This window comes from Metapseudomonas boanensis (genome assembly GCF_042232855.1).
Lineage (GTDB): Bacteria > Pseudomonadota > Gammaproteobacteria > Pseudomonadales > Pseudomonadaceae > Metapseudomonas > Metapseudomonas boanensis.
Genome location: NZ_CP113889.1, coordinates 3,173,699 through 3,200,585, shown reverse-complemented (window position 1 = coordinate 3,200,585; position 26,887 = coordinate 3,173,699). Strand labels below are relative to the sequence as shown.

Below are 26,887 nucleotides of genomic sequence, written 5' to 3'. Positions count from 1 at the left end.
ACCGCCGGTGGAAGTGAAAAGCGACTTCCACCCCAGGCGAGTCCATCCAATTACAAAAAAGAAAAAGGCCGGCGATCGCTCGCCGACCTTCGTTTACCGCCTTCGGGATCAGTAGCCCTGACCCGGAATCCAACTGGTGCCGGCCAGGGGCACGCGGGCCATGGCGGCAGATTCCACAGTCAGTGCCACCAGGTCCTCGGGATCGAGGTTGTGCAGGTGAGACTTGCCGCACGCCCGCGCCATGGTCTGGGCCTCCAGTACCAACACCCGCAGGTAGTTGGCCAGGCGGCGGCCGGCTTCCACCGGGTCCAGGCGCTTGGACAGTTCCGGATCCTGGGTGGTGATGCCCGCCGGGTCGCGGCCGTTCTGCCAGTCGTCATAGAAACCGGCTGCCGAGCCGATCTTGCGCAGTTCCTCATCCAGACGCGGGTGGTTGTCACCCAGGGCCACCAGTGCAGCGGTACCGATGGCGACTGCGTCGGCCCCCAGGGCCATGGCCTTGGCCACGTCGGCGCCGTTGCGAATACCACCAGAAACGATCAGCTGTACCTGGCGATGCATGCCCATCTCTTGCAAAGCCTGTACCGCTTGCGGGATGGCGGGCAGGATCGGAATGCCCACGTGCTCGATGAACACTTCCTGGGTGGCTGCGGTGCCGCCCTGCATGCCGTCGAGGACGATCACGTCGGCACCGGCCTTCACCGCCAGCTTGACGTCGTAGTACGGGCGGCTGGCGCCGATCTTCACGTAGATGGGCTTTTCCCAGTCGGTGATTTCGCGCAGCTCGGCGATCTTGATCGCCAGGTCGTCCGGGCCGGTCCAGTCCGGGTGACGGCAGGCGCTGCGCTGGTCGACGCCGATGGGCAGGGTGCGCATGCCAGCCACCCGCTCGGTGACCTTCATGCCCAGCAGCATGCCGCCGCCGCCCGGCTTGGCGCCCTGGCCGAGGACGATCTCGATGGCGTCGGCCTTGCGCAGATCGTCGGGGTTCATGCCGTAGCGGGACGGCAGGTACTGGTAGACCAGGTGCTGCGACTGGCCGCGCTCTTCCGGGGTCATGCCGCCGTCACCCGTGGTGGTGCTGGTACCAGCGATGCTGGCGCCACGGCCCAAGGCCTCCTTGGCATTGGCCGAGAGGGCACCGAAGCTCATCCCGGCGATGGTCACCGGAATTTGCAGGTGGATCGGCTTCTTCGCAAAGCGGGTGCCGAGCACCACATCGGTGCCGCACTTCTCGCGATAGCCCTCCAATGGGTAGCGCGAGACGCTGGCGCCGAGCAGCAGCAGGTCATCGAAGTGCGGCAGCTTGCGCTTGGTGCCGCCGCCGCGGATGTCATAAATGCCGGTTTCGGCAGCACGCTGGATTTCCTGGATGGTCAGGCGGTCGAAGGTGGCGGATTCGCGCAGCACCGGAGTGTGTTTGTCGGTCATGATGATTTCCTCGCTGCGGATCAGTACGCGGATGCGTTATCGACTTTGAAGTTGTAAAGCTGACGGGCCGAGCCGTAGCGCTTGAAGCTGGCCGGGTCCTCGTCGAAGCCGGCACGGTTGAGCAGCTCTTTCAGCTCCTCCAGGTGTTCAGCGCGCATCTCCTTCTGGATGCAGTCCGAACCCAGCGACTTGACCGTGCCCTTTACGTAGATACGGGTTTCGTAGAGTGAATCGCCCAGCGCATCGCCAGCATCGCCGCACACCACCAGACGCCCGGCCTGGGCCATGAAGCAGCTCATGTGGCCGATGCTGCCGCCGACGACGATGTCGACACCCTTCATGGAGATGCCGCAGCGCGCGCCGGCATCGCCTTCGATCACCAGCAGCCCGCCATGGGCGGTGGCACCGGCGGCCTGGGAGGCACTGCCTTTCACCCGCACCGAGCCGGACATCATATTTTCTGCCACGCCGACGCCGACGTTGCCGTGCACGGTGATGCTGGCTTGCTGGTTCATGCCCGCGCAGTAGTAGCCGGCATGGCCCTGGATATCGATGCTCACGGCCTGGTTCACGCCCACGGCCAGGTTGTGCTTGCCGTCCGGATGGGTCACCACCCACTCGCGGTCCTGCACGTCGCCGTGCAGGGCCTGGTTCAGTTCACGCACCGCGGCAGTGGAAAGATCAACGGTTTTCATAGTTCAGCTCCTCAGGCGCGTTCCCAGATGTACATGGTGGCGGGTTCGGGTTCCCAAACCTTGGCTTTGTCGATTCCCGGCAGGCTGGCCAGCGCCTGGTATTCGGAGGCCATGGCGACGTAGTCGTCGGTCTCGGCGAGGATCGCCGGCTTGCAGGCGATCGGATCGCGGATTACCGCGAAGCCATTGCGGGTGCCGATGGCGAAGGTGAAGAAGCCGTCGAGGTCTTCCAGGGCGTGGTCCAGCGCCTCCTTCAGGCTGTCGCCCTGTTGCAGGCGCCAGGTCAGGTAGCCGGCGGCGACTTCGGTGTCGTTCTCGGTTTCGAAGGTAATGCCCTGGCGCTTGAGTTCCTGGCGCAGGCGCGAGTGATTGGACAGCGAGCCGTTGTGCACCAGGCAGAGGTCGGCGCCGGTGGAGAACGGGTGGCTGCCTTCCATGGTCACCGCGCTTTCGGTGGCCATGCGGGTGTGGCCGATGATGTGGCTGCCCTTCATCTTCGAAAGACCGAAGCGCTCGGAAATTTCCTTCGGCAGGCCCATGCCCTTGAGGATTTCGATGCTCTGGCCGGCGCTCATGATCCGTACCTCGGGGGCGAGGTCAGCGAGGGCGGCGCGCACGCGCTCTTCGTCGCAGTTGACCTTGAGGACGGCGGCGCTAGCGTTCTGGAACCAGTCCAGGGAGCAGCCCAGACGGCCCTCCAGCTCGCCCATCAGTTTTTTCCAGTCGTAGCCGACGTCAGCGGCCTGCAGGGTCAGCTTGACCCAGCCGTCGGCCACTTCATCGCCATAGACGGCAAAGCCCGCGCTGTCCGGACCACGATCGGTCATGGCCTGCAGCATGGGTTCGAACAGCTTGCCGAGTTGGGCTTCCAGCTCGGGCTTCTTCAGGTAAAGACCTACGATTCCGCACATGGTGTGTCTCCTCCGGAGGCAGGTGGCGCCAGGCGCCAGAAGGGTTTGATCGGGCTATCAGAAGAACTCGGTGTAGCGCTGGATCTCCCAGTCGGAGACGTGGCGGCTGTATTCCACCCACTCCATGCGCTTCTGTCTGATGAATTCGTCGACGATCTCCGGGCCCAGCACCTCGCGGAACAGCGGGTCGGCCTCCAGAGCGTCGGTGGCTTCCTTGAGCGATTGCGGCAGGGTCTTGATGCCGCGCGCGGCAATCTCTTCGAGGCTCAGCTTGTAGAGGTTCTCGTTGCAGATGCTGTCCGGCTCCAGCTGGCGGTCGATACCGTCGAGGCCGGCGGCGATGATCGCGGCGGTCACCAGGTAGGGGTTACAGCCGGCATCCGGCAGGCGGAACTCCAGGCGGCCGTAGGGCACGCGCACCATCGCCGAGCGGTTGTTGGCGCCGAAGGCGATGAAGGCAGGCGCCCAGGTGGCGCCGGACAGCGAGCGGCCTACCACCAGACGCTTATAGGAGTTCACCGTGGGCGCAGCGAAAGCGCACAGGGCCGGGCCGTGGGCCAGCAGGCCGGCGGCGAAGTGGTAGGCCAGCTTCGAGAGGCCCATGCCGCTGGGGTCATTCGGGTCGTGGAATAGGTTCTTGTTGCTGGCGCTGGCAATCGAGAGGTGGAAATGCATGCCGTTGCCGGCGCGTTTCGGATCAGGCTTGGGCATGAACGAGCAGATCATGCCCATGTCGTTGGCGATCTCGCCGGCAGCCATTCGGAAGAACGTAAAGCGGTCCGCCGATTCCATGGCGTCGCTATAGGTGTAGTTGATCTCGAACTGGCCGTTGGCGTCTTCGTGGTCGATCTGGTAGATGTCGAAGCCCACCGGCTGCAGGGCCTCGGTCAGGCGTTCGAGGAATTCGCGGGAACGCGACAGGCCTTTGTAGTCGTAGCAGGGCTTGTCCAGATTGTCGGTGGCGTCCACCAGTTGCAGCTTGCCGTCAGCGCCACGGCGGAACAGGCTGAATTCCGGCTCCAGACCGGTGTTCAGGGTCCAGCCCTTGTCGGTCAGGCGCTGCACCTGCTGCTGCAGCACATAGCGGCTGTCATAGGGATGCGGCTCGCCATTCACATGTCCGATGCAGACCACACGGCCGTAGCCCGGCTGCCAGGGCACCGGAATCAGCGTGGACAGATCACCACGGGCCATGAAGTCCGGACCGTGGGGCTCCATGCCCATGCCGCAGATGGCGAAACCGGCGAACCCGGCGCCGTCCTCGGCTACCGCCTTGAGGCCGGAAACCGGCACGGACTTGGTCTTCGCAGCGCCGTGGATGTCCACGAACTGCGCCAGCACATACTTGATCCCGTACTGTTCGATGATGCGCTGCGTTTCAGTTGGCAACATGAGTCTTCACTCCTGGAAAAGGGCAAGGCGGGCGGGTAGTGGCAGGCAGGGCAAAGCACCGCCGTGAGCAACGACCGCCGGCTTTTCGGGCAAGCCGATTGCTTGGCTGATCAGCGATGGCGTTCTGAAGATGTTCATGGCGTCGTACAAATTCTCTTGGGGAAATTTAGTTTCCCAACAGGAATGCAAACGACTTGCCAACTTGGAGGGCGCAGCGAGAAATTGTCTCGGCGGGAGCCGAGTTGCTGTTTATATGGGAAAATCCGTTTCTCTATGGGAAAGTCGAAATCGCCCCAGTGAAGACGCACAGATTTGTGCTCTTTCCTTGTGCGAAATTTTGTTTCTTGAACCGAAAACGTGCAGGACCTAAGACTCATGTCGACCGAAACCCCACCCCGCCTCCGCCTGGAGCAATACCTGGGCATGCAGATCAAGCGCGAGCGCCAGGCGCAGGAACTGAAGCTTGCCGATGTTGCACGTATCGCCGGAATCAGTCAGGGGATGTTGAGCAAGATCGAGAACGCCCAGGTTTCCACCAGCCTGGACACCCTGAGCCGCCTGTGCGACGTGCTTGGCATGCCCATGTCGAAGCTGTTCAGCCAGTATGACCAGCCTGACGGCAGCGCCATTCTGGTCAAGTCGGGCGAAGGCATGGAGGTGGTTCGCCGCGGCACCGAGAAAGGTCACACCTACCAGCTGCTCAACCACACCCGTGGTCCGAAGAAGAACTTCGAGGCCTACATGGTGAGCATGGATGACGCGAGCGAGGAGTTCCCCACCTTCTCCCATCCCGGCACTGAGTTCCTTCACCTGCTGGAAGGCGAACTGGTCTACCGCCACGGCAATCAGCTCTACCACATGGAGGCTGGGGACAGCCTGACCTTCGAGGGTGAAGTCCCCCACGGGCCGGAGAAGCTGCTGAAGGTGCCGATTCGTTTGCTGTCGGTGATGAATTACGGCAACGAGTGATTCTCTAGCCGCCAGCTCCTTTCTTCGCGAGCAAGCTCGCTCCTACAGGTCAGGCACCATCCCGTAGGGGTGAACTTGCTCGCGAAGCTCCTCTCCTACTCCCCTTTCGCTCGGCACCCCACAGAACTTTCCCCTCAAGATAAAAAATTTCCCACCGCTATAGACCGGCAGCACTTCTTCGCATATAAAAGCGCAAAAGGAATTTTATATTCCTGTCAGTAAAAATAATTCATGGATGAACGCGCACTTCACCCCTGAAATTTCCGCCTTGCGATGAGCTGCCCCCACCGATTCGAGGACCAGACATGCAACACGCCACCCGACATTTCATCATCAAGATCAGCTGCCCGGCGGTGTCGGGCATCGTTGCGGCGGTGACGACCTACCTGGCGGACAAGGGGTGCTACATCAGCGAGATGGCCCAGTTCGACGACGACACCAGCGGCCGCTTCTTCATGCGCGCGGTGTTCCGCTTCAACGAAGGGCTCGCGGGCGACATCGCGGAAGTCGAGCAGGGTTTCACCGATGTCGCCGTCCGCTTCGACATGGAGTGGACCCTGCACAGCACCGCACAGCCGATGCGCGTCCTGTTGATGGTGAGCAAGTACGACCATTGCCTGGCCGACCTGCTCTACCGCCATCACAAGGGCGAGATGGACATGCAGATCACCGCCATCGTCTCCAACCACCTCGACCTGCGTCCAATGGCCGAGCGCGAGGGCATCCGTTTCATCTACCTGCCGGTGACCCGCGACACCAAGGCCGAGCAGGAAGCCGCGTTGATGAAGGTCGTCGATGAGACCCGCACCGAATTGGTGGTGCTCGCCCGCTACATGCAGATCCTCTCCGACGATCTCTGCAAACAACTCTCGGGCCGCGCCATCAACATCCACCACTCGTTCCTGCCCGGGTTCAAGGGCGCCAAGCCATATCACCAGGCCTATGCACGCGGCGTGAAGCTGATCGGCGCCACCGCCCACTACGTCACCTCGGATCTCGACGAAGGCCCGATCATCGAGCAGGAAGTCCAGCGCGTAGACCATGCCTACCTGCCCGACGACCTCGTGGCGGTAGGACGCGACACCGAAACCGTGGCCCTCTCCAAGGCGGTGAAATATCACCTGGAGCACCGCGTCTTCCTCAATCAGGACCGCACGGTGATCTTCCGGTGAACAGCTTCCCCCACGTCAACATCATCGACGGCAAAGCCGCCGCCGCCCGCGTCCTCGCAGAGGTCCGCGACGAAGTCAGCGACCTGAAGAGTGCCGGCCTTCATCCAGCCCTGGCCGTGGTGCTGGTGGGCAGCGACCCGGCCAGCCAGGTCTATGTACGCAACAAGGTGCTGCGCGCCGAGGAGACCGGCATCCGCTCCCTCGAGCACAAGCTCCCCGCCGATACCCGCGAAGACGCCCTGCTCGCCCTGATCGAACGCCTGAACGGCGATCCCGCGGTCAATGGCATCCTCGTGCAGCTGCCGCTTCCCCGGCACATCGACGAGAACCGCGTGCTGCAGGCCATCGCCCCGCTGAAGGATGTCGACGGCTTCCACAGCGAGAACGTCGGCGGCCTCAGCCAGGGCCGCGAGGTGCTCACGCCCTGCACCCCGGCCGGCTGTATGCGCCTGCTGCAAGACACCTGTGGCGACCTCGCCGGCAAGCACGCGGTGGTCATCGGCCGCTCCAACATCGTCGGCAAACCCATGGCCGCCTTGCTGCTGCAGGCCCACTGCTCGGTCACCGTGGTGCATTCGCGCAGCGCCAACCTGCACGCGCTCTGCCGCCAGGCTGACATCGTCGTCGCCGCCGTCGGCCGTCCACGCCTGGTGGACGCCAGCTGGCTCAAGCCCGGCGCCGTGGTCATCGACGTCGGCATCAACCGCATCAACGAAGGCGGCCGTTCGCGCCTGGTCGGTGACGTCGACTTCGACAGCGCCCTCGGCGTGGTCTCGGCCATCACCCCGGTGCCCGGTGGCGTCGGTCCGATGACCATCGCCTTCCTGATGAAGAACACCCTGGCCGCGGCGCGCCTCCAGCACCCGGCACTCATCACCCTTGCCCAGCTTCCGGAGGCGCCATGCCCTTCAATCTCCTGAAATACGGCCTGAGCGCCGAATACCCGGTGGAGGTAGACCTGCCGCCGCCCACCGACCTCAAAGCTTCCTATGACGTAGTCATCATCGGCGGCGGCGGCCACGGCCTGGCCATCGCCTACTACCTGTCGAAGTATCACGGCATCACCAATGTCGCGGTGCTGGAGAAGTCCTACCTAGGCGGCGGCAACACCGCGCGCAACACGGCGGTGATCCGATCCAACTACCTCACCTCCGAAGGTGTGCGCTTCTACGCCGAGTCGGTGAAGCTGTTCCAGAACCTCTCCAACGAGTTCGACTTCAACATCATGTATTCCGAGCGCGGTCAGCTCACCCTGGCCCACACGGACGCCACGGTACGCGCCTTCCGCCAACGCGCCGAAGTAAACAAGCACTTCGGGGGCCGCACCGAAATGATCGACCGCCAGCAGATCCGCGAGCTGGTGCCGACCCTCAACCTCGACCCCGGCCACCTGCCGGTCCTCGCCGGTCTCTGGCACATCGACGGCGCCACCGCCCGCCACGACGCCGTGGCCTGGGGCTACGCCAAGCAGGCCGCCAAGCGGGGGGTGGAAATCCACCAGCTCACCGAAGTGCAGGACCTGGTCATCGACAACGGCCGCATCACCGCCGTGAAGACCAACCGCGGCACGGTGAAATGCGGCTGCGCAGTGCAGGCCATCGCTGGCCACAGCTCGCTGATGATGGCCAAAGCCGGCATCCGCGCGCCGATCCACACCTACCCGCTGCAGGCCATGGTGACCCAGCCGTTCAAGCCCTTCCTCGATCCGCTGGTGAGTTCCTCCGCGCTGCACTGTTACGTGCAGCAGACCAGCCGCGGCGAGATCGTCTTGGGTGGCGGTTCCGACCCCTACCCGCTGTACAACACCCGCTCCACCCTGGACCTGAAAGAAAGCCTGCTGGCCCATGCCATCGAGATGTTCCCCTTCATGGCCAACGCCAAGCTGATGCGCCAGTGGGCGGGCATCACCGACATGACCCCGGACTACAGCCCGATCATGGGCCTGTCGCCAGTGCAGAACTATTACCTCGACGCCGGCTGGGGCACCTGGGGCTTCAAGTCCACGCCCATCTGCGGCAAGACCATGGCCGAGCTGGTGGCCAGCGGCGGCAAGGTGCCGGAGCTGATCAAGCCCTTCGCCCTGGAGCGTTTTTCCACCTTCCAGCAGGTCAACGAAATGGGCGCCACGGCGGCCAGCCACTGACATATCCCCGTAGGAGCGAGCTCTGCTCGCGAAAAGCTTCGCGAGCAGAGCTCGCTCCTACAGAGACCGACTACAGCCTTGCTCGCTAGGGAGTGAAGCCCATGAAGATCATGAATTGCCCGTTGAACGGGCCCCGAAATATCAGCGAATTCACCTACGGCGGCGAATTCAAGGTAATGCCCGATCCGGCCACCTGCAGTGATGCCGAATGGGCCGACTACGTGTTCAACAGCGACAACATCGCCGGCGTGGTGCGCGAGTGGTGGATGCACAACGCCTCCAGCTACTGGTTCCTCGCCGAGCGCCACACGGTCACCGACCAGATCATTCGCACTTTCGACCCGAAGGAAATTTTCACCCAGCGGGTCGAGTTCAGCCCGCCCAGCCAGGAGATCGCAGGATGAGCCAGTTCAGCCGCTTGCCCGCCCCAATGGGCCTCTTGATCAACCGCAATCAGCCACTTGCCTTCCGCTTCGACGGCACCGACTACGAGGGCTTTGCCGGCGACAGCATCGCCAGCGCCCTGCTCGCCAATGGCCGCTGGCTGCTGTCGCGCTCCTTCAAGTACCACCGCCCGCGCGGCCCGCTGACCATGGCCGGACAGGATGCCAATACCCTGGTGCAACTGCCCGACGAGCCCAATGTGCTGGCCGACGCCCATCCGTTGTGTTCGGGGCTGGACGTGACCGGGCAGAACGTCAACGGCTCCCTGGACAACGACCGCGATGCCTATCTCGGCAAGTTCTCCAGATTCATGCCGGTGGGCTTCTACTACCGCTCTTTCTACAAGCCAAAAGGCATGTGGAAAGTGTGGGAGCCGCTGATCCGCAAGAAGGCCGGCCTCGGCGTGCTCGACCTGAATTTCAGGCCTCAGTACTACGACAAGGCGTACCTGTTCGTGGACCTCGCCGTGATCGGCGCTGGGCCCGCAGGACTGCAAGCCGCTCTGACCGCTGCCAATGCCGGCGCCAAGGTGCTGCTGATCGAACAACAGCCGGTGCTGGGCGGCTCGCTGACCTACGCCCGCTTTGATGTCGAAGGCACCCGCGCCGAAACCCTGCGCCAAGAGCTGGTGGCTGCCGTAGGAGGCCACGCCAATATCCAGGTGCTGAAGGAAGCCACCTGCAATGCATGGTTCACCGAAAACTACCTGCCGGTCATTCAGGGGCGCCGCCTGTACAAGGTGCGGGCGAAACAGTGCATCGTCAGCGCCGGCTCCTTCGATCAGCCGGTGGTGTTCCGCAACAACGATTTGCCCGGCGTCATGCTCGCCAGCGCCGCCCAGCGCCTGATGAAGCTCTATGCGGTCAAGCCCGGCAAGCGCGCGGTGATGCTGACCGGCAACGACGACGGCTACCTCGCCGCGCTCGACCTCCACGAGCAAGGCGTCCAGGTCGCCGCGCTAGTGGACATGCGCAGCCAGCCCAGCGACGGGGCACTGAAAACCGCCCTGGAGAAACGTGGCATTCCCTGCCACTTCGGCAGCACCGTGTACGAGGCACAGCACGAAAAAGGCATGCGCCACGTCAGCGGCGTGGAGCTGCGCAAGATCACCGCCCAGGGCCAGGTGGCCGAACACAGCCTGCAGCTTTCTTGCGACCTGCTGTGCATGTCCGCCGGCTACATGCCCGTTTACCAACTGCTCTGCCAAGCCGGCGGCAAACTGACCTACGACGAGCAGAAAGCCGAGTTCGCCATCAGTGGCCTGCCACAAGGTCTGGCCATCGCTGGCTCGGTGAATGGCCGCCACAGCCTGGACAACGTGCTGCTCGACGGTACTCTCGCCGCAGCCCGTGCCATTGCGGCCCTCGGCCTAGACGCCGCCATCGCTGAGCGCGCCTTCAACGGCGAGGCACGGGTCAACTTCGACTGGCCGATCTTCCCCCACCCAAAAGGCAAGGACTTCGTCGACTTCGACGAGGATCTGCAGGTGCGCGACATCGTCAATGCCACCCGCAGCGGCTATCGCGACGTGCAACTGGTCAAGCGCTTCTCGACTGTTGGCATGGGCCCCTCCCAGGGCCGTCACTCCGCCCTGCCCACTGCCCGCCTGGTGGCCCACGCCACGGGCCGCAGCATCAGCGAAACCGGCGTCACCACCGCACGCCCGCCCTTCGAGGCGGAGAAGCTCGCCCACGTCGCCGGCCGCGCCTTCGACCCCTACCGGCAAACGCCCATGCACCGCCGCCATCTGCAGGCCGGCGCGAAAATGATGCCCGCCGGCATCTGGCAGCGCCCAGCCTTCTACGGCAAGCCGGAAGACCGTGAACGCTGCATGCAGGAAGAAGCCCGCCAAGTACGCGAGAAGGTCGGCCTGATCGACGTCTCGACCCTGGGTGGTCTGGATGTACGCGGCCCGGACGCCGCCGAGCTGCTGGAGCGCATCTACACTCTGCCCTTCAAGCAGCAACCGGTGGCACGCACGCGCTACGCGCTGATGACCAACGAGCACGGCGTGGTGATCGACGACGGTGTTTGCGCGCGCCTGGCCGACAACCACTTCTACATCACCGCCACCACCAGCGGCGTGGATCGCATCTACCAGCAGATGCTCAAGTGGAACGCCCAATGGCGCCTGAACGTGGACATCGCCAACGTTACTGCTGCCCTGGCCGCGGTGAACCTGGCCGGGCCGCTGTCGCGCAAGGTGCTGGAGAAACTCTGCGACGACGTCGACCTATCCGCCGAAAGCTTCCCCTACCTTGCCGTACGCACCGGCACCGTGGCCGGCATTCCGGCGCGGCTGATGCGCGTCGGCTTCGTCGGCGAACTGGGCTTCGAGGTCCACGTACCCGCCCGTCATGGCGGGAAGCTGTGGGACGCACTGATGGAAGCCGGCGCCGAATTCGCTATCCGACCATTCGGCGTCGAGACCCAGCGCCTGCTGCGCCTGGAAAAAGGCCACGTGATCATCAGCCAGGACACCGACGGCATGACCCATCCGGCTGAACTCGACATGCAGTGGGCCATCGGCCGCAAGAAGCCCTTCTTCGTCGGCAAGCGCTCCATCGAGATCCTCGAAGCGCAGCCGCTGAAACGCAAACTGGTGGGCTTCACCCTGCCCAGGGGCAGTGCGCAACCACTGGAGGGCCACCTGGTGCTGAACGGCCCGGACATCAGTGGCAACGTCACCTCCTGTGAATACTCCGGCACCCTCGGCCAGATCATCGGCTTGGCCTACGCCGGCGCCGACCAGGCCGAACCAGGCAAGCGGATCCCGATCCGTGTCGAGGGCGGCCAGGTGGTACAGGCCACCGTGGTGCAACTGCCCTTCTTCGATCCCGACAACCAGCGCCAGGAGCTCTGAGCCATGACCAGCCTCAATACTATCGAGCGCTGCGCGCTCATCGACCTGACCGACCTGCCGCGCGTGGGCTTCCGAGGCGTCGATGCCGCCACCTTCCTACATGGTCGTGGCTACCAACTGCCGGAGGCGCCCAACCGGGCGCTGACGCAGAATGACGGTGCGCTCGTGGCGCGCCTGTCGCAGACCGAGTACTTGCTGCTCGGCAGCCTCGCCGACCGGGGCGAGCGTATCGCTGCAGAGGAAGCCGGCTGGCAGCTGAGCGACCAGGGCAACTACCTGCTGCCGCGCCAGGACAGCCACGCCTGGTTGCAGCTCTCCGGCCGTCATGTGGCAGACGTGATGGCCAAGATCTGTGGCGTCGACCTGCGGCCAGAAGCCTTCCCCGTCGGGGCCGTGGCGCAAACCTCGGCGGCGCGGATCAACGTCATCGTGATCAACGCCGGAACAGGCGAGCTGCCGCGTTTCCATATCCTCTGCGACCGTGCCTCCCTGGAGTACTTCCAAGGCGCCATGCTGGACGCCATGGAGGAGTTCGACGGCCAGCCGGTATCGCTGGACGCGCTGCTCTCGTAGGCTGAGCTCGGCGAAGCCCAATGCTCGGGACCGCTGGGCTTCGCTGCGCTCTGCACCAACCTACGAAAAGCCACCTGCCACGAGGCCTCGCCATGACCGCCATCGAAACCCCGGAACGGGACGCTGATTACCGCGTACCCGCCCTGCAGCGAGGCCTGACCATTCTCGGAATGTTCAGCAGCCGGGAGCGCATCCTGGGCATGAGCGACATGGCCGATCGCCTGGGCATCAGCACCTCGGCGGTCTATCGCATCGTGCAGACGCTGGTCGACATGGGCTACCTGCAACGGGTTGGTCGCAATGCCTTCGAGCTCGGGACGAAAGTGATCTCGGATGGCTTCAGCTACCTCGCCAGCCGAGACATCGTAGAAGTCTCCATGCCCCACCTGAACGCCCTGCGCGATCGCACATCGCTGTCGTGCCACCTGAGCATCCGCGAGCAAACCGACAGCCTCTACCTGTACCGCGCCTTCGCCCCGCAGCGGCTGACAGTGAACATTCCCATCGGCACCCGCCTGCCCTGCCACAGCACAGCCATGGGCCGCATGCTGCTGACGGGCCTGGATGAGGCCGAACTCGGCCAGCTCTATCAGCACGTGCGCCTCGACGACTACCCCGCGCCGGCACCGCGCACATTACCGGCGCTTCAGCAGCTCATCGCCCTGGACCGCGAGCGCGGCTGGGTACTGCACCGCTCCGATTACTCCACCGCCATTGCGACCGGTATCCATGACCATCAGGGCCAGGTGGTCGCGGCGATCAACCTATCCGGGCCAGATGCGGTGATGGATACGCCTTTTGCCCAGGAGAGTTTCCTGACAACGCTGCTGGCTACCCGCGACAGCATCTCGCGGGAACTAGGTGGCTGAGTCCGGCAGAAGACCGGTTTCAATCGTATCGATGACGCGCCGCATCGCTGACAGGTAACGGTTAGCGGCTTCCTCGATGGGCATCGCCTTGGCGATGTAGACCAGGTTCAGGCAGCCCAGGACCTGCTCGCCCTGACGAATCGGCAGGGCGATGGCCGCGATCTTTCGCTCATCTCCCCAGTGCGCGTAGTTCTCCCCGTAGCCGCGTTGACGCGTGTGCTCCACCAGTCGATCGAGCAAGCGGCGGTTCTGCGCCAGCGCGGCCTGCTCGTCATCGCGGGTACGCAGCAGTTCGATCAGTTCCTCGCGTTCGGCATCCGGACAGAAGGCGAAATAGGCCCGGCCGGTGGCGGTCATCAGCAGCGGCAGGCGTCGGCCGACCATGGAGCGGTGGAACGACAACCGGCTGAAACGGTGGGTGGTCTCGCGGATCACCATCGCATCGACATCCAGGGTGCAGATATCGGTCGGCCACAGCACCTCCTGCAACAGCTCGCCGAGCAGCGGCGCAGCCAATGCGGAGATCCACTGCTCATCACGAAAACCTTCGCTCAGCTCACGCACTTTCAGGCTCAGGCGAAAGCTGTCATCCGACTCGCTACGCCTGACGTAGCCCTCCTCCTGCAGGGTTTCCAGCAGACGGCGGACGGTGGTTCGATGCAGGCCGGTGAGCTCCGCCAGCTTGCCCACGCTGGCACCGCCATCCAGGCGGTTCAAGGTGTTGAGCAGCGCCAGGCCGCGGGTCAGTCCGCGTACGGTCTTGTAATCGGTATCGCGCTCCGCAGCCATGGATCACCTTAAAAACTCAAATAAATCAATCATGTGCACCTAGTGCACGCCGCGCTTGTTTTTCATTGTAGGGCATGGATCGGCATTCCTATACTCGCCCCAACAACGATAAGTCGTCCCTACTCGAACGGGGAACCGAAATGAAACACGTGCTTTTGCCTGCCATCTCGATTCGCCTCCAGGCCTGCTGCGGCACGCTACCCGCAGAGCCTGCCGCGCAGGGAAACGCGCTCACCCTTGACGCGCTGCCCCTGCGCGCCCGTATCCGGCATCAGGCTCCGCTGCCACTCGACTTCCGAGAACGCTACGCGCCTGGCCTGGCATAAGGCGTAGCCGCCAGGCCCAACTCCCTGAACGAACCCAATCCCTTCGGACACCCGCGTGCCCGAGGGCAGGTACCGGCTTGCCCGCATTCAAGCCAGCCGGGCATTGCAACGCTGTTCCCTGCGGTGAGGACCATGAAAACAATGACTGCAAATCGACCCGACAACGCGTCCGCTGCCGACCATTCTGCCCAGGTCGTCGTTCTCGGAGCCGGCCCCGTGGGGCTGACCATCGCTAACTACCTCGGCCAGATCGGCGTCGACGTATTGGTGATCGAAAAGCTCGACAAACTGATCGACTACCCACGCGCCATTGGCATCGATGACGAGTCGTTGCGCACCATCCAGGCCGTTGGCCTGGTGGACAAGGTGCTACCGCACACCACGCCCTGGCACGCCATGCGCTTCCTCACCCCCAAGGGACGCTGCTTTGCCGACATCCAGCCGATGACCGACGAATTCGGCTGGTCGCGGCGCAACGCCTTCATCCAACCGCAGGTGGACGGTGTGCTGTTTGAGGGGCTCAAGCGCTTCGCCAATGTGCGCACGCTGTTCTCCCGTGACATGGTCGACTTCAGCCAGGACCCGTCCGGCGTCACCCTGCGCATGCGCACCGCCGAAGGTGTCGAGGAGAGCGTACGAGCCCGCTATCTGGTCGCCTGCGACGGCGGCAACAGCTACGTGCGCCGTAGCCTGGGCGTCTCGTTCGAAGGCAGGACCGCGCCCAACCAGTGGATCGTCATCGACATCGCCAACGACCCGCTGGGCACGCCCAACGTCTATCTCTGCTGCGATCCGGTGCGACCTTATGTGTCCGCCGCCCTGCCCCACGGCGTGCGTCGCTTCGAGTTCATGGTCATGCCGGGTGAAACCGAGGAGGAGTTGGGCAAGCCGGAAAACATGCGCCGCCTGCTCGCCAAGGTGCTGCCGGACCCGGACCGCGTCGAGCTGATACGCAAACGCGTCTACACCCACAACGCACGCTTGGCCGGTCAGTTCCGTGTCGGCCGCGTCGTGCTCGCAGGCGATGCGGCCCACATCATGCCAGTGTGGCAGGGCCAGGGTTACAACAGCGGCATGCGCGATGCCTGCAACCTGGCCTGGAAACTCGGCCTGGTGGTCAAGGGTATGGCCGGTGAATCGCTACTCGACACCTACGAGCAGGAGCGCCGCGACCATGCCAAGGCGATGATCGATCTATCGGTGCTGGCCGGCCATGTCCTGGCGCCGCCCAAGCGTTGGCAAGGCACCCTGCGTGACGGCATTTCCTGGCTGCTCAACTACCTGCCACCGGTGAAGCGCTACTTCCTGGAAATGCGCTTCAAACCGATGCCGCAGTACCGTCAGGGCGCGCTGGTGGCGGCCAGCCCGGCACTGAAAAACTCGCCCGTGGGGCGCATGTTCATCCAGCCGAAGGTGCTTACCGATGACAGTCGCGAAGTCCTGCTGGACGAGGTGATCGGCAGCCGTTTCGCGATCATCGCCTGGGGCAACGATCCGACCTGGGGCCTTTCGGCCGAGCAGGTCGCATTCTGGCGCGACCTCGGCACCTGCTTCATCCAGGTATTGCCGAGTGCGCAGCTGAAGGCCGAGCGCGATCTGACCGATGGCGTGATTCGCATCGGCGACAGCACAGGCCGCCTGAAGGAGTGGTTCGGCCACTATCCGGCTTCCGTCGTTGTATTGCGCCCGGACCGCTTCGTCGCCGGGCTGGCCATCCCGCAGACGCTCGACAAGCTGTGCGACGCCCTGGTCCGCGCATTGACCCTGAAGGCGGCCGAGCCGAGCGTGGTCGCGCCGAGCAAGGTGGCCTGAAATGAGCGCCTACCTGCATTGCCAGTCGCACAGCCCGCTGGTCGGGCATGTCGATCCGCTACCCGAGATCCTGCGCGAGGTCGACGCGGTGGTGGCGGGCGCCCGTGCGCGCATCGCCCACTTCGATCCCGAGTTGGTGATCCTCTTCGCCCCGGACCACTACAACGGCTTTTTCTATGACCTGATGCCGTCGTTCTGCATCGGTACCGCCGCCCACGCCATCGGCGACTTCGGCACCCTGGCCGGCCCGCTGCCGGTGCCCAAGGCGTTGGCCGAGGCCTGTGCCGAGGCGGTGCTGGCCGACGGCGTGGACACCGCCGTGTCCTACCGCATGCAGGTCGACCATGGTTTCGCCCAGCCGCTGGAACAGCTGCTCGGCGGTCTCGGTGAGTGCCCGGTGATCCCGGTCTTCATCAACTCGGTGGCCACCCCGCTGCCGAGCTTCCAGCGCGCCCGCCTGCTCGGCGAGGCCATCGGGCGCTTCGCCCGGACGCTGGACCAACGGGTCCTGTTCCTCGGCTCCGGCGGCCTGTCGCACCAGCCGCCGGTGCCGGAACTGGCCCACGTCGACGCCCGCATGGCCGACCGGCTGTTGGGCAGTGGCCGCCACCTGCCGGCCGATGAACGTGAAGCGCGGCAGCAGCGGGTGATCCTCGCGGCGCAGCGCTTCGTCGAGGATCAACACTCGTTGCACCCGCTGAACCCGGACTGGGACCAGCACTTCCTCGACCTGCTCGCCAGCGGTCGTATGGCCGAACTGGACGGCCTCGGCAATGCCGAGCTGTCCGCCCTGGCGGGCAAATCCACCCACGAAGTGAAGACCTGGGTGGCGGCCTTCGCCGCGCTTTCGGCCTTCGGCCCGTACCTGGCCAGTGACCGTTATTACCGGCCGATCCCCGAGTGGATCGCCGGCTTCGGCTCGCTCAGCGCCGAGCCCCAATCCCTATCGAAGGAGTCCTGAGATGACCGCATTGACCGAAGCCGCCACCAGCCGCTTCGCCCGCATCCGCGAAGGCGAGCGGGAACTCAATATCCACTACAACGATTGCGGCCAGGGCGAGCAGACCGTGGTCATGCTGCACGGCTCCGGCCCCGGCGCCAGCGGCTGGGCCAACTTCAACCGCAATATCGACCCCCTGCTGGCCGCCGGTTACCGGGTGATCCTGCTGGACTGCCCGGGCTGGAGCAAAAGCGATTCCATCGTCTGCGACGGCTCGCGCTCGGATCTCAATGCCCGCATCCTCAAGGGCCTGGTGGACCAGCTGGACCTGGACCGCGTGCACCTCCTGGGCAACTCCATGGGCGGCCACAGCGCGGTGGCCTTCGCCCTGAGCTGGCCCGAGCGGGTCGGCAAACTGGTGCTGATGGGCGGCGGTACCGGCGGCGCCAGCCCCTTTGCGCCCATGCCCACCGAGGGCATCAAGCTGCTCAATGGCCTGTACCGCGAGCCGAGCCTCGACAACCTGAAGCGGATGATGGACGTCTTCGTCTACGACAGCCGCGACCTCACCGAGGAGCTGTTCCAGGCGCGCCTGGACAACATGCTAGCGCGTCGCGACCACCTGGCTAACTTCGTCCAGAGCCTGACCGCCAACCCCAGGCAGTTCCCCGACTTCGGCCCGCGCCTGGCCGAAATCAAGGCCGAGACCCTGGTGATCTGGGGCCGCAACGACCGCTTCGTGCCGATGGACACCGGCCTGCGCCTGATCGCCGGCATCCCCAACTCCGAACTCCATGTGTTCAACAACTGCGGCCACTGGGCGCAGTGGGAGCACGCCGACAAGTTCAACCGCCTGGTGCTGGATTTCCTCAGCCATTGATCGAGCCCCGGCTCCGAGGTGACTCATGAGCGTGACCCAACAAACCCAGGAACAACTGGCCGCCGCCCTGCGCGGCGCCGAAGCGAGCGGCGAGGCCATTGCCCCACTGCGTGCCCAGATCGGCGAAGGCAATGCCGAGGCGGCCTACGCCATCCAGCGCCTGAACACCGCCCATGGCGTGGCCGAGGGCCGGCGCGTGGTGGGCCGCAAGATCGGCCTGACCAATCCCAAGGTGCAGGCGCAACTGGGCGTCGGCCAGCCGGACTTCGGCACCCTGTTCGCCGACATGGCCTACGGCGACAACGAGGTGGTGCCGATCGGCCGCGTGCTGCAGCCGAAGATCGAGGCGGAGATCGCCCTGCTCCTCGAGCGCGACCTGCCGCGCGCTGACACCAGCTTCGCCGACCTGCTCGCCGCCACCGGCTGGGTGCTGCCTGCGCTGGAAGTCGTCGGCAGCCGCGTGCAGGGCTGGAACATCCGCTTCGTCGACACCGTGGCCGACAACGCCTCCAGCGGCTGCTTCGTCCTCGGTGGTCCGGCCCGCCGCCTGGACGGCCTGGACCTGCGCCAGGCGGCCATGCGCATGACCCGCAATGGCGAGCTGGTCTCCAGCGGCAGCGGTGCCGAATGCCTCGGCCACCCGCTGAACGCGGCGGTCTGGCTGGCGCGCACCTTGGCCCAGTTGGGCGAGCCCTTGCGCGCCGGCGACCTGATCCTCACCGGCGCCCTCGGCCCGATGTCCGCCGTGGCGGCTGGTGATCGCTTCGAAGCGGTGATCGACGGCATCGGTCAGGTGGCCGTCGACTTCTCGGCCGAGTGATCGGCGACCTCCTGCACACGAGACAGAACCCATGAGCAAAAAACGCAAAGTCGCCATCGTCGGCTCCGGCAACATCGGCACCGACCTGATGATCAAGGTGCTGCGCAACGCGCAGCATCTGGAAATGGGCGCCATGGTCGGCATCGACCCGGCCTCCGACGGCCTCGCCCGCGCCGCGCGCCTGGGTGTGGCCACCACCCATGAAGGCGTGGAGGGCCTGACCCGCCTGCCGATCTTTTCCGAGATCGACTTCGTCTTCGACGCCACCTCGGCGGGCGCCCATGTGCGGAACGACGCCTTCCTGCGCAGCGTCAAACCGGGCATCCGCCTGATCGACCTGACCCCGGCGGCCATTGGCCCCTACTGCGTGCCGGTGGTCAATCTGGAGCAGCACCTCGCTGCGACCAACGTGAATATGGTCACCTGCGGCGGCCAGGCCACCATCCCGATGGTCGCCGCGGTGTCGCGCGTGGCCAAGGTGCACTACGCCGAGATCATCGCCTCGATCGCCAGCAAGTCTGCCGGCCCCGGCACCCGCGCCAATATCGACGAGTTCACCGAGACCACCAGCAAGGCCATCGAAGTGATCGGCGGCGCGGCCAAGGGCAAGGCGATCATCATCATGAACCCGGCCGAGCCACCGCTGATGATGCGCGACACCGTGTTCGTCCTCAGTGAAGCGGCCGACCAGGCGAAAGTGGAGGCCAGCGTCGAAGAGATGGCCGCCGCGGTGCAGGCCTACGTGCCGGGCTACCGCCTCAAGCAGCGCGTGCAGTTCGATGTGATCCCCGAGTCCGCGCCGCTGCACATCCCCGGCCACGGCCGCTTCTCCGGGCTGAAGACCTCGGTGTTCCTCGAAGTGGAAGGCGCCGCCCATTACCTGCCGAGCTATGCCGGCAACCTCGACATCATGACCTCCGCCGCGCTGGCCACCGCCGAGCGCATGGCGCAGTCGATGCTCAAGGCCTGAGGAGACCGACCATGAACGGCAAGAAGCTCTACATCTCCGACGTGACCCTGCGCGACGGCAGCCACGCGATCCGCCATCAGTATTCGATCGAGCAGGTGCAGGCCATCGCCCGCGCGCTGGACCAGGCGAAGGTCGACTCCATCGAAGTCACCCATGGCGACGGCCTGCAAGGCTCGTCCTTCAACTACGGCTTCGGCGCCCACACTGACCTGGAATGGATCGAAGCGGCGGCCGACGTCATCGAGCATGCCACCCTGACCGTGCTGCTGCTGCCGGGCATCGGCACCGTGCACGACCTCAAGGCCGCCTATGACGCCGGTGCCCGTTGCGTGCGCGTCGCCACCCACTGCACCGAGGCGGACGTGTCGAAGCAGCACATCGAATACGCCCGTTCGCTCGGCATGGACACCGTCGGTTTCCTGATGATGAGCCACATGATCCCGGCGGAAGAACTCGCCCGGCAGGGCCAGCTGATGGAAAGCTACGGCGCCCAGTGCATCTACATGGCCGACTCCGGTGGCGCCATGAGCATGCAGGACATCCGCGAGCGCATGCGCGCCTTCAAGGCGATCCTCAAGCCGGAGACCCAGACCGGCATGCACGCCCACCACAACCTCAGCCTCGGCGTGGCCAACTCCATCGCCGCGGTGGAGGAGGGCTGCGACCGCATCGACGCCAGCCTGGCCGGCATGGGCGCCGGCGCCGGCAATGCGCCGCTGGAGGTGTTCATCGCCGCCGCCGAGCGTCTGGGCTGGAACCACGGCACCGACCTCTACCGCCTGATGGACGCCGCCGACGACCTGGTGCGGCCGCTGCAGGACCGCCCGGTGCGCGTCGACCGGGAAACCCTGGGGCTGGGCTATGCCGGGGTGTACTCCAGCTTCCTGCGCCATGCCGAGGTGGCCGCGGCCAAGTACGGGCTGAAGACCCTCGACATTCTCGTCGAGCTGGGCCGGCGCCGCATGGTCGGCGGCCAGGAAGACATGATCGTCGACGTGGCCCTGGACCTGCTGGCTGCAAGCCGCGCCTGATCACCGTTCCTGTGGGAGCGATTTCAATCGCCAAGCAGACCGCAGGTCTGCCTGGCGAGGCCTGAAGGAGGCGACTGTGCTGCCCCTCAGTGAATGAATTCGCCCTCCACAAAACACCATTACTCCCTACAAGAACAATACGGGTGCCTTGAATCATGATCGGAATTTCTGTCCACAACTCGCGCCGGATGATCACCACCATCGCGCTCTGCTTCCTGGTGGCCTTGATGGAAGGCTTGGACCTGCAAGCTGCCGGCATCGCCGCACCGGGCATGGCCGCCGCTTTCGGCCTGGAAAAGATGCACATGGGCTGGGTATTCAGCGCCGGGATCCTCGGCCTGCTACCCGGGGCCTTTGCCGGCGGTTGGCTGGCCGACCGGATTGGTCGCAAGCTTGTGCTGATGGGCTCGGTCGCCCTGTTCGGCCTGTTCTCGCTCGCCACTGCCCAGGCCTGGGATTTTGCCAGCCTGGTCGGCGCCCGCTTTTTTACCGGCGTGGGCCTGGGTGCGGCCCTGCCCAACCTCATCGCCCTGACCTCGGAAGCCGCCGGGCCACGTCTGCGCGGTACCGCAGTGAGCATGATGTATTGCGGCGTGCCGCTCGGCGCCGCACTGGCCGCATGCATCGGCATCGCCGTTTTCTCGGCTGGTTGGCAGGTGGTGTTCTACGTCGGCGGCCTGGTGCCGCTGCTGATTGTGCCGCTGCTCGGCATCTACCTGCCGGAATCCGAAGCCTTCCGCGAGCGCCAGTGCCAGGCTGAATCGGCCCATACGCCTATCGTCCAGGGCCTGCTCCGCGATGGCGCAGCGCTGCCGACCCTGCTGCTGTGGACCAGCTATTTCTTCACCCTGATGGTGGTCTACATGCTGATCAACTGGTTACCGAGCCTCCTGGTCGGCCAGGGCTTCAGCAGCCCCCAGGCAAGCTGGGTAATGTTCGCCCTGCAGATCGGCGCCGCCGTCGGCACGCTACTGCTCGGCGCGCTGATGGATCGCCTACCGCCCTTGGCGATGGCCGCGCTGATCTACCTCGGCATGCTCGCCTCGCTGGCCGCACTCGGCGTGTCCAGCCAACTGGAAAGCATGCTGCTGGCGGGCTTCGTCGCGGGGCTGTTCGCCACCGGCGGACAATCGGTCCTCTATGCGCTGGCACCATTGTTCTACCGCACCGAGGTGCGCGCCACCGGCGTCGGCACTGCCGTGGCGGTTGGTCGCCTGGGCGCGATGAGCGGGCCGCTGGTGGCCGGCAAGATGCTCGCCCTGGGCACCGGCACTGCCGGCGTGATGCTGGCTTCCGGTCCCGGCATCGTGGTCGCGTGCGTCGCCGTGTTCTACCTGCTCGGCCGCAGCCGCAAAACGCAGCACGCCTGATCGAAGGACGCCCCACCAATCCGGCGGGGCCTGCAATTCCCCATGTCGCAAGGGCTCGCATGAGCGGTGAGTCCTAGAACAAGAACAACAGGTGATTCCCTCATGAACATCCGCGTTTTCCTCGCGGCGGGCGTCCTGCTGCACGCAGGAAGCTCCCTCGCCGACCTGATCGACGACAGCAGCGCCAGCCTTGCCCTGCGCAACTATTACTACGACCGGGATTTCCGCAGTGGGCCCGGCCAATCCCAAGCCCAGGAGTGGGCCCAGGGTTTCACCTTCCGTCTGGATTCCGGCTTCACTGAAGGGCCGGTAGGGTTCGGTGTCAACCTGCTGGGCATGACTGGCGTCAAGCTCGACTCCAGCCCGGACCGCACCGGCACGGGCCTGCTGCCCTTCGACCCGGCCACCCGCGAGCCCGCCGACGAGTACAGCAAACTGGGGGCTGCCGCAAAGCTCCGCATCTGGGCCAGCGAACTCCATGTGGGCACCTTGCAACCCTTGCTGCCGGTGATCCTCGCCGTGCCGTCGCGCCTCTTCCCGCCGACCTTTCGCGGCGCCTACCTACGTTCCAATGAGATCGAAGGCCTGACCTTGCACGCCGGGCATATGGACCGCATCACCCAGCGCAATTCCACCAACCAGGAGCCGATGCGCATCAGCAGCCCGAATCGGCGCTTCGATGCCGGCGCGGAGTCCGACAGTTTCAGCTTCGCTGGTGCCGATTACCGCTTCAACGACAACCTCAACGGCAGCTACTACTACGCTCAGCTGGATGACCTCTATCAGCAGCATTACCTAGGGCTGGTGCATTACCTGCCGCTGGGTGACGGCAAGCTCAAGAGCGACCTGCGCTTCTTCGACAGCCGCGAGGACGGCGCCGCCAAAGCCGGGCCGGTGGACAATCGCACCTACAACGCGATGTTCACCTACCAGCTGAAAGCCCACTCACTGGGGCTGGGCTACATGCAGCTCAGTGGTGACACCGCCCTGCCCTACCTGGCCGGCACCGATGTGAACGTGAATACCGAGGGGGCGTTGGTCTCCGAGTTCGTGAACCCGGGCGAGCGCGTCTGGCAGGTACGCTACGACTATGACTTCGCTGCGCTGGGCATCCCCGGCCTGCGCGGGATGTGGCGCTATATCAAGGGCGACGACATCGACCTGCCCGGCGCCAACGCGTCGGCCAAGGAGCGCGAGCGCGACATCGAACTGGCCTATGTGGTGCAGAGCGGAGACCTCAAGGGGCTTGGCATACGTGTCCGGCAGGGCGCCTATCGCAATGACTTCTCGCGGGATGTGGACGAAACCCGGATCACCCTGGATTACACAATCAAGCTTTGGTGAGAACGCCGATTACCGGGCTCGTTGCGCCAGCAAAAAGGCCACTCCCCCGAGTGGCCTCTTTTCACCCACGCCTGGGCTGCACGCCCTGCCATCAGCGGGACCAGGCCAGGCCGAGCCTGCCCTTGAACGCCGCGTGCAAGTCCGTGGTCGGCGGCGGCACGAAGCGTTGCTTGTCGAACACGCCATTGAGATGGCGCACCAGCAGCTCGACCGATGCCCTGACATCCCCTTGCTCCAGAGCCTCCAGCAACTCGAGGTGCTCCTCACAGGTGGCCGCCGAATAGACCTCTTCGCGGTTCAGGGCAACGCACAACGACGCACGAGACAGCAAGTTGCGCAAGAGCTTGAGCAGGAGCGGATTCTCGGCGAACTCCGCAAGCCGCATGTGGAAACCTGCTACCCGCTCGATCAGCCCGGCGCGATCACCCGCGGCCAGACAGGCGCGCTCCTCTGCCACCCGCTCACGCAGCTCGGCAAGGCAAACGCTCGTCAGGCGCCCGCAGATCAGACGCAACACTTGGGTTTCAACCAGGATTCGCGCTTCCAGTACCTGCCGGGCCTGATGCCCACAAGGGCGTGCCACCATCGCGACCTGACTTGCCTGCATGGACACCGCGCCTTCGTCAGCCAAGCGACTCAGCGCCCGCTGGATGGTCGAAGCGCTGACCTGGAATATCCGCCCGAGCGTCTGCTTGTTGAGGGGTGTGGCTGGCGCCAGGCGTTTCTCTAGGATGGCCGTGTAGATGCTTTCGTAGACGAAACGGCTGGAACCTCGAACTTCGGCCGGCTCTGCCGGCATTGCAGTTGCCCCAGGGGCAATCTCGTTTATTGCATTCATGATCACACCTGCCAAATCGTGATGTATCGATTCAGAAGATTCGTTGCGCGTCTGCCGAGCGGCCAAGCATCGGCGAACCGGTGGACTAGCGACCGGCCTCGGGAGGCAAACGCAGGTTGATATTCAACCGCACACCCTCATTGAGGATGTGTTGCCGCATCGCCCTACTGGCCAGTTCGCTGTCGTGATGGCGGATGGCGCGCAGAATCGCTTCGTGTTCCTCGAGGATCTCTTCCGCGTGTTCGGTCTTGGGCATCGTCAGCAGATCGCTCTGCTCGAGCGCATTGCCGATCTGGCTGGAAACGCTGAGGAAGATCGGGTTCGAGGTGAGCGCCACCAGTTGCCGGTGGAATGCCGTGTAGGCACTGGCCAGGGCGGTTGGATTGCCATCCTCGACGGCCTCGCGCATATCCAGCAACAGCAGACGCAGTTGGCTCAAGTCATTGGTAGCGACGGTCTGCGCCACCAACCCCGCAATGAAGGGCTCCAATGCATAGCGAAGCTGCAGGATGTCCTCCAGCGTCGCCCCGGTTTCCGCCCGCACATCGGGCAATCCGGTGGCCTTGCGCTCCAGGACCATCACGCCCTTGCCGGGCAGTGAACGAAGAACCCCTAGAGTTTCCAGGACCGTGATGGCCTCACGCAGGCTGGGGCGGCTGATCTCCAGCCGCTCAGCCAGTTCGCGCTGCCCAGGCAGCATCTGGCCGACCACCCAGTGGCCCTGCTCGATGGTTTCCAGCAGTTTCTTGACGACGGAATCGACCAGCTTTGAAGAAGAGAACATTGACCCTCCCTAATCTGAAGTGTGCTTGGTGCGGCAGTAGCCTCTCGGAGGATCGCTTTCGCCACTCCTCCACCCCTTTGGAAGGATGAGAACAGACGGAATCAGCACTGTCATCAGCGTCAGACCTCACCCTCTCCCACCACCGGCACGCCGGCACGCACCTGCCCGTTGCCCGGCGCAGAAGACACGCGGCTAGCTTCAAGCGTTGCCCGTGCACGGGTGATGTCGATGTCATTCTCCCAGCGAGCGATGGTCACCGTGGCGATGCAGTTGCCGATCAGGTTGGTCAGCGCGCGCCCGATCCCCATGAACCAGTCGACCGACAGGACCAGCACCAGACCGGCGGCGGGGATGGCTGGGACTGCGGTAAGGGTGGCGGCGAGGATGACCAGCGCCGAGCCCGGAATGCCGTGGGCGCCTTTGGAAGTGACCAGGGACACCAGAAGGATGGTGATCAGGTCGCTCATCGCCAGAGGAGTACCGGTTGCGTGGGCGATGAAGACGACTGCCAGCGTGAGGTAGATGGAAAAGCCGTCAAGGTTGAACGAGTAGCCAGTGGGGATGACCAAGCCGACAGTCGAGCTGCGAATGCCCATGTTCTCCAGCTTGCGCATGACCTGGGGCAGCACGGCATCGGAGGAGGCGGTTCCGACGACGATCAGCAACTCCTCACGGAAGTAGCGCAGGAAGGGCATCAGACGGATACCGCACAAACGCAGTACGGTACCCAGGACCACCACTACGAACAGGATGCAGGTGAGATAGAACACCGCTACCAGTGCACCCAAGTGACTAAGCGACTCGATGCCGTACTTGCTGGTGGTAAAGGCCACCGCGCCGAATACGCCAATAGGGGCCAGGCGCACGATCATGCCCATGATGCGGAAAATCACATGGCTGAATTCGTTGATCAGCTTCGCGACACCGCTGGCCTGCTCGCCAACGAGGTTCAGCGCACTGCCGAATAGGATTGAGAACAGCAGCACCTGAAGAATGTCGTTCTGCGCAAAGGCGCTGAACGCCGATGTCGGAATCAGCCCCATGAGGAACGAAACCGGCCCATGAATGGCCTGGACACTGCCGCTGTAGGCGGAAGCATCACCGGCGGCCAATTCGTTCAGGTCAATGGCGGCACCTGACCCCAGCCCCGAGCCGTAGGCGACCAGCAGGCCAAGGACCAGCGCGATTGTCGTCAGGACCTCGAAGTAGATGACCGACTTCAGCCCGATACGGCCGACCTTCTTGAGGTCGCCGGCCCCGGAAATTCCGTTGACAACCACGCAGAAGACGATCAGCGCGATCAGCATCTTGATCAGCTTGATGAAGCCATCACCAAGGGGTTTCAGCTGGGAGGAGAGTTCGGGAAAGCTGACGCCGCACAACACGCCAACAACGAGGCCAATCACGACTTGCAGGAATATCGAGCGGGAGCAGAGCTTGATAAGCATTGCGGGGGTCTCCATTCGGTACCGTCGCCCATCCCCGCGAACCTGGCGGTGTGGGCGAACGCTTAATTGTTGT

The 26,887-nt window shown here is 64.5% G+C and carries 25 protein-coding genes; 17 read left to right on the top strand and 8 right to left on the bottom strand.

From position 1 onward, the window contains the following. Positions 1 to 108 precede the first annotated feature (108 nt). Genes OXH74_RS14810 through glnT form a run of 4 tightly spaced genes read right to left on the bottom strand, consistent with a single transcriptional unit; the run spans position 109 to position 4,429 of the window. Complete coding sequence (locus tag OXH74_RS14810) at positions 109 to 1,431, bottom strand: FMN-binding glutamate synthase family protein (RefSeq protein WP_375737677.1); 1,323 nt, start codon at positions 1,429 to 1,431, stop codon at positions 109 to 111. A 20-nt stretch (positions 1,432 to 1,451) separates the two neighbouring features. Continuing rightward, positions 1,452 to 2,126, bottom strand: coding sequence for a protein glxC (locus OXH74_RS14805; RefSeq protein WP_375737676.1), 675 nt, complete (start codon positions 2,124 to 2,126; stop codon positions 1,452 to 1,454). A gap of 11 nt (positions 2,127 to 2,137) precedes the next feature. Continuing rightward, positions 2,138 to 3,037 (bottom strand): glutamine amidotransferase family protein, encoded by a 900-nt coding sequence (locus OXH74_RS14800; protein WP_375737675.1) that lies wholly within the window; start codon positions 3,035 to 3,037, stop codon positions 2,138 to 2,140. A 57-nt stretch (positions 3,038 to 3,094) separates the two neighbouring features. Then, positions 3,095 to 4,429, bottom strand: a complete 1,335-nt coding sequence (gene glnT / locus OXH74_RS14795) for a type III glutamate--ammonia ligase (protein WP_375737674.1) — start codon at positions 4,427 to 4,429, stop codon at positions 3,095 to 3,097. Between the two features lie 375 nt (positions 4,430 to 4,804). Between glnT and OXH74_RS14790 the strand changes: the two genes are divergently transcribed. The 8 genes from OXH74_RS14790 (at position 4,805) to OXH74_RS14755 (ending at position 13,462) form a co-directional block, all read left to right on the top strand. After that, positions 4,805 to 5,398 carry a helix-turn-helix domain-containing protein gene (locus OXH74_RS14790; RefSeq protein WP_215377010.1) on the top strand — a complete coding sequence of 198 codons (594 nt, stop codon included), beginning with the start codon at positions 4,805 to 4,807 and terminating at the stop codon, positions 5,396 to 5,398. Between the two features lie 305 nt (positions 5,399 to 5,703). After that, positions 5,704 to 6,570 carry a formyltetrahydrofolate deformylase gene (gene purU, locus OXH74_RS14785; RefSeq protein ID WP_375737673.1) on the top strand — a complete coding sequence of 289 codons (867 nt, stop codon included), beginning with the start codon at positions 5,704 to 5,706 and terminating at the stop codon, positions 6,568 to 6,570. Further along, positions 6,567 to 7,490: a bifunctional methylenetetrahydrofolate dehydrogenase/methenyltetrahydrofolate cyclohydrolase FolD gene (folD, locus tag OXH74_RS14780; protein WP_375737672.1), complete on the top strand. Its 924-nt coding sequence runs from the start codon at positions 6,567 to 6,569 to the stop codon at positions 7,488 to 7,490. The genes purU and folD overlap by 4 nt, the downstream gene beginning before the upstream one ends. After that, positions 7,472 to 8,713 (top strand): FAD-dependent oxidoreductase, encoded by a 1,242-nt coding sequence (locus tag OXH74_RS14775; RefSeq protein WP_375737671.1) that lies wholly within the window; start codon positions 7,472 to 7,474, stop codon positions 8,711 to 8,713. The genes folD and OXH74_RS14775 overlap by 19 nt, the downstream gene beginning before the upstream one ends. A 101-nt stretch (positions 8,714 to 8,814) precedes the next feature. Then, positions 8,815 to 9,117: a sarcosine oxidase subunit delta gene (locus tag OXH74_RS14770; protein ID WP_375737670.1), complete on the top strand. Its 303-nt coding sequence runs from the start codon at positions 8,815 to 8,817 to the stop codon at positions 9,115 to 9,117. Continuing rightward, positions 9,114 to 12,020, top strand: a complete 2,907-nt coding sequence (locus OXH74_RS14765; RefSeq protein WP_375737669.1) for a 2Fe-2S iron-sulfur cluster-binding protein — start codon at positions 9,114 to 9,116, stop codon at positions 12,018 to 12,020. Before OXH74_RS14770 ends, OXH74_RS14765 begins: the two co-directional genes overlap by 4 nt. A 3-nt stretch (positions 12,021 to 12,023) precedes the next feature. Further along, the gene (locus OXH74_RS14760) at positions 12,024 to 12,593 is read left to right on the top strand and encodes a sarcosine oxidase subunit gamma (protein ID WP_375737668.1); all 570 of its coding nucleotides are present in this window, start codon (positions 12,024 to 12,026) and stop codon (positions 12,591 to 12,593) included. A gap of 92 nt (positions 12,594 to 12,685) precedes the next feature. Continuing rightward, positions 12,686 to 13,462, top strand: coding sequence for an IclR family transcriptional regulator (locus OXH74_RS14755; RefSeq protein ID WP_375737667.1), 777 nt, complete (start codon positions 12,686 to 12,688; stop codon positions 13,460 to 13,462). On the opposite strand, the gene OXH74_RS14750 is transcribed toward OXH74_RS14755, so the two are convergent. After that, entirely contained in the window at positions 13,451 to 14,251 is an 801-nt protein-coding gene (locus tag OXH74_RS14750) for a DNA-binding transcriptional regulator (RefSeq protein WP_375737666.1), read from the bottom strand. The two genes, OXH74_RS14755 and OXH74_RS14750, sit on opposite strands and share 12 nt — an antisense overlap. Positions 14,252 to 14,391: 140 nt before the next feature. Here OXH74_RS14750 and OXH74_RS14745 point away from each other — a divergent pair, with 140 nt between their 5' ends. From OXH74_RS14745 to OXH74_RS14705, 9 genes are all read left to right on the top strand, one after another. Next, on the top strand, positions 14,392 to 14,577 hold the full coding sequence (locus OXH74_RS14745) for a hypothetical protein (protein WP_375737665.1): 186 nt from the start codon (positions 14,392 to 14,394) through the stop codon (positions 14,575 to 14,577). A 141-nt stretch (positions 14,578 to 14,718) separates the two neighbouring features. Next, the gene (locus OXH74_RS14740; RefSeq protein WP_375737664.1) at positions 14,719 to 16,389 is read left to right on the top strand and encodes a bifunctional 3-(3-hydroxy-phenyl)propionate/3-hydroxycinnamic acid hydroxylase; all 1,671 of its coding nucleotides are present in this window, start codon (positions 14,719 to 14,721) and stop codon (positions 16,387 to 16,389) included. 1 nt (position 16,390) lies between these two features. After that, on the top strand, positions 16,391 to 17,350 hold the full coding sequence (gene mhpB, locus OXH74_RS14735; RefSeq protein WP_375737663.1) for a 3-carboxyethylcatechol 2,3-dioxygenase: 960 nt from the start codon (positions 16,391 to 16,393) through the stop codon (positions 17,348 to 17,350). A 1-nt stretch (position 17,351) separates the two neighbouring features. Further along, complete coding sequence (locus OXH74_RS14730) at positions 17,352 to 18,209, top strand: alpha/beta fold hydrolase (RefSeq protein WP_375737662.1); 858 nt, start codon at positions 17,352 to 17,354, stop codon at positions 18,207 to 18,209. Between the two features lie 25 nt (positions 18,210 to 18,234). Then, entirely contained in the window at positions 18,235 to 19,029 is a 795-nt protein-coding gene (gene mhpD, locus OXH74_RS14725) for a 2-keto-4-pentenoate hydratase (protein ID WP_375737661.1), read from the top strand. A 31-nt stretch (positions 19,030 to 19,060) separates the two neighbouring features. Further along, positions 19,061 to 19,999, top strand: coding sequence for an acetaldehyde dehydrogenase (acetylating) (locus OXH74_RS14720; RefSeq protein ID WP_375737660.1), 939 nt, complete (start codon positions 19,061 to 19,063; stop codon positions 19,997 to 19,999). A gap of 11 nt (positions 20,000 to 20,010) precedes the next feature. Beyond that, the gene (gene dmpG, locus OXH74_RS14715; protein WP_375737659.1) at positions 20,011 to 21,030 is read left to right on the top strand and encodes a 4-hydroxy-2-oxovalerate aldolase; all 1,020 of its coding nucleotides are present in this window, start codon (positions 20,011 to 20,013) and stop codon (positions 21,028 to 21,030) included. Positions 21,031 to 21,185: 155 nt separating this feature from the next. Then, positions 21,186 to 22,400 carry a 3-(3-hydroxy-phenyl)propionate transporter MhpT gene (gene mhpT / locus OXH74_RS14710; protein ID WP_375737658.1) on the top strand — a complete coding sequence of 405 codons (1,215 nt, stop codon included), beginning with the start codon at positions 21,186 to 21,188 and terminating at the stop codon, positions 22,398 to 22,400. A gap of 102 nt (positions 22,401 to 22,502) precedes the next feature. Next, a complete protein-coding gene (locus tag OXH74_RS14705; RefSeq protein WP_375737657.1) occupies positions 22,503 to 23,744 on the top strand; it encodes an OprD family porin in 1,242 nt (413 codons plus the stop codon). 91 nt (positions 23,745 to 23,835) lie between these two features. Here the strand turns inward: OXH74_RS14705 and OXH74_RS14700 are convergent, their stop codons facing one another. From OXH74_RS14700 to OXH74_RS14690, 3 genes are all read right to left on the bottom strand, one after another. Further along, positions 23,836 to 24,582, bottom strand: coding sequence for a GntR family transcriptional regulator (locus OXH74_RS14700; RefSeq protein WP_375737656.1), 747 nt, complete (start codon positions 24,580 to 24,582; stop codon positions 23,836 to 23,838). Between the two features lie 85 nt (positions 24,583 to 24,667). Then, positions 24,668 to 25,366, bottom strand: coding sequence for a FadR/GntR family transcriptional regulator (locus OXH74_RS14695; RefSeq protein WP_375737655.1), 699 nt, complete (start codon positions 25,364 to 25,366; stop codon positions 24,668 to 24,670). 119 nt (positions 25,367 to 25,485) lie between these two features. Further along, positions 25,486 to 26,829: a C4-dicarboxylate transporter DctA gene (locus OXH74_RS14690; protein WP_375737654.1), complete on the bottom strand. Its 1,344-nt coding sequence runs from the start codon at positions 26,827 to 26,829 to the stop codon at positions 25,486 to 25,488. Positions 26,830 to 26,887: the final 58 nt, after the last annotated feature.

Coding starts and splice junctions, on each gene's coding strand:
- OXH74_RS14810 (WP_375737677.1), bottom strand. CDS start 1,431: ATGACCGACAAACACACTCCGGTGCTGCGCGAATCCGCCACCTTCGAC.
- OXH74_RS14805 (WP_375737676.1), bottom strand. CDS start 2,126: ATGAAAACCGTTGATCTTTCCACTGCCGCGGTGCGTGAACTGAACCAG.
- OXH74_RS14800 (WP_375737675.1), bottom strand. CDS start 3,037: ATGTGCGGAATCGTAGGTCTTTACCTGAAGAAGCCCGAGCTGGAAGCC.
- glnT (WP_375737674.1), bottom strand. CDS start 4,429: ATGTTGCCAACTGAAACGCAGCGCATCATCGAACAGTACGGGATCAAG.
- OXH74_RS14790 (WP_215377010.1), top strand. CDS start 4,805: ATGTCGACCGAAACCCCACCCCGCCTCCGCCTGGAGCAATACCTGGGC.
- purU (WP_375737673.1), top strand. CDS start 5,704: ATGCAACACGCCACCCGACATTTCATCATCAAGATCAGCTGCCCGGCG.
- OXH74_RS14775 (WP_375737671.1), top strand. CDS start 7,472: ATGCCCTTCAATCTCCTGAAATACGGCCTGAGCGCCGAATACCCGGTG.
- OXH74_RS14770 (WP_375737670.1), top strand. CDS start 8,815: ATGAAGATCATGAATTGCCCGTTGAACGGGCCCCGAAATATCAGCGAA.
- OXH74_RS14765 (WP_375737669.1), top strand. CDS start 9,114: ATGAGCCAGTTCAGCCGCTTGCCCGCCCCAATGGGCCTCTTGATCAAC.
- OXH74_RS14760 (WP_375737668.1), top strand. CDS start 12,024: ATGACCAGCCTCAATACTATCGAGCGCTGCGCGCTCATCGACCTGACC.
- OXH74_RS14755 (WP_375737667.1), top strand. CDS start 12,686: ATGACCGCCATCGAAACCCCGGAACGGGACGCTGATTACCGCGTACCC.
- OXH74_RS14750 (WP_375737666.1), bottom strand. CDS start 14,251: ATGGCTGCGGAGCGCGATACCGATTACAAGACCGTACGCGGACTGACC.
- OXH74_RS14745 (WP_375737665.1), top strand. CDS start 14,392: ATGAAACACGTGCTTTTGCCTGCCATCTCGATTCGCCTCCAGGCCTGC.
- OXH74_RS14740 (WP_375737664.1), top strand. CDS start 14,719: ATGACTGCAAATCGACCCGACAACGCGTCCGCTGCCGACCATTCTGCC.
- mhpB (WP_375737663.1), top strand. CDS start 16,391: ATGAGCGCCTACCTGCATTGCCAGTCGCACAGCCCGCTGGTCGGGCAT.
- OXH74_RS14730 (WP_375737662.1), top strand. CDS start 17,352: ATGACCGCATTGACCGAAGCCGCCACCAGCCGCTTCGCCCGCATCCGC.
- mhpD (WP_375737661.1), top strand. CDS start 18,235: ATGAGCGTGACCCAACAAACCCAGGAACAACTGGCCGCCGCCCTGCGC.
- OXH74_RS14720 (WP_375737660.1), top strand. CDS start 19,061: ATGAGCAAAAAACGCAAAGTCGCCATCGTCGGCTCCGGCAACATCGGC.
- dmpG (WP_375737659.1), top strand. CDS start 20,011: ATGAACGGCAAGAAGCTCTACATCTCCGACGTGACCCTGCGCGACGGC.
- mhpT (WP_375737658.1), top strand. CDS start 21,186: ATGATCGGAATTTCTGTCCACAACTCGCGCCGGATGATCACCACCATC.
- OXH74_RS14705 (WP_375737657.1), top strand. CDS start 22,503: ATGAACATCCGCGTTTTCCTCGCGGCGGGCGTCCTGCTGCACGCAGGA.
- OXH74_RS14700 (WP_375737656.1), bottom strand. CDS start 24,582: ATGAATGCAATAAACGAGATTGCCCCTGGGGCAACTGCAATGCCGGCA.
- OXH74_RS14695 (WP_375737655.1), bottom strand. CDS start 25,366: ATGTTCTCTTCTTCAAAGCTGGTCGATTCCGTCGTCAAGAAACTGCTG.
- OXH74_RS14690 (WP_375737654.1), bottom strand. CDS start 26,829: ATGGAGACCCCCGCAATGCTTATCAAGCTCTGCTCCCGCTCGATATTC.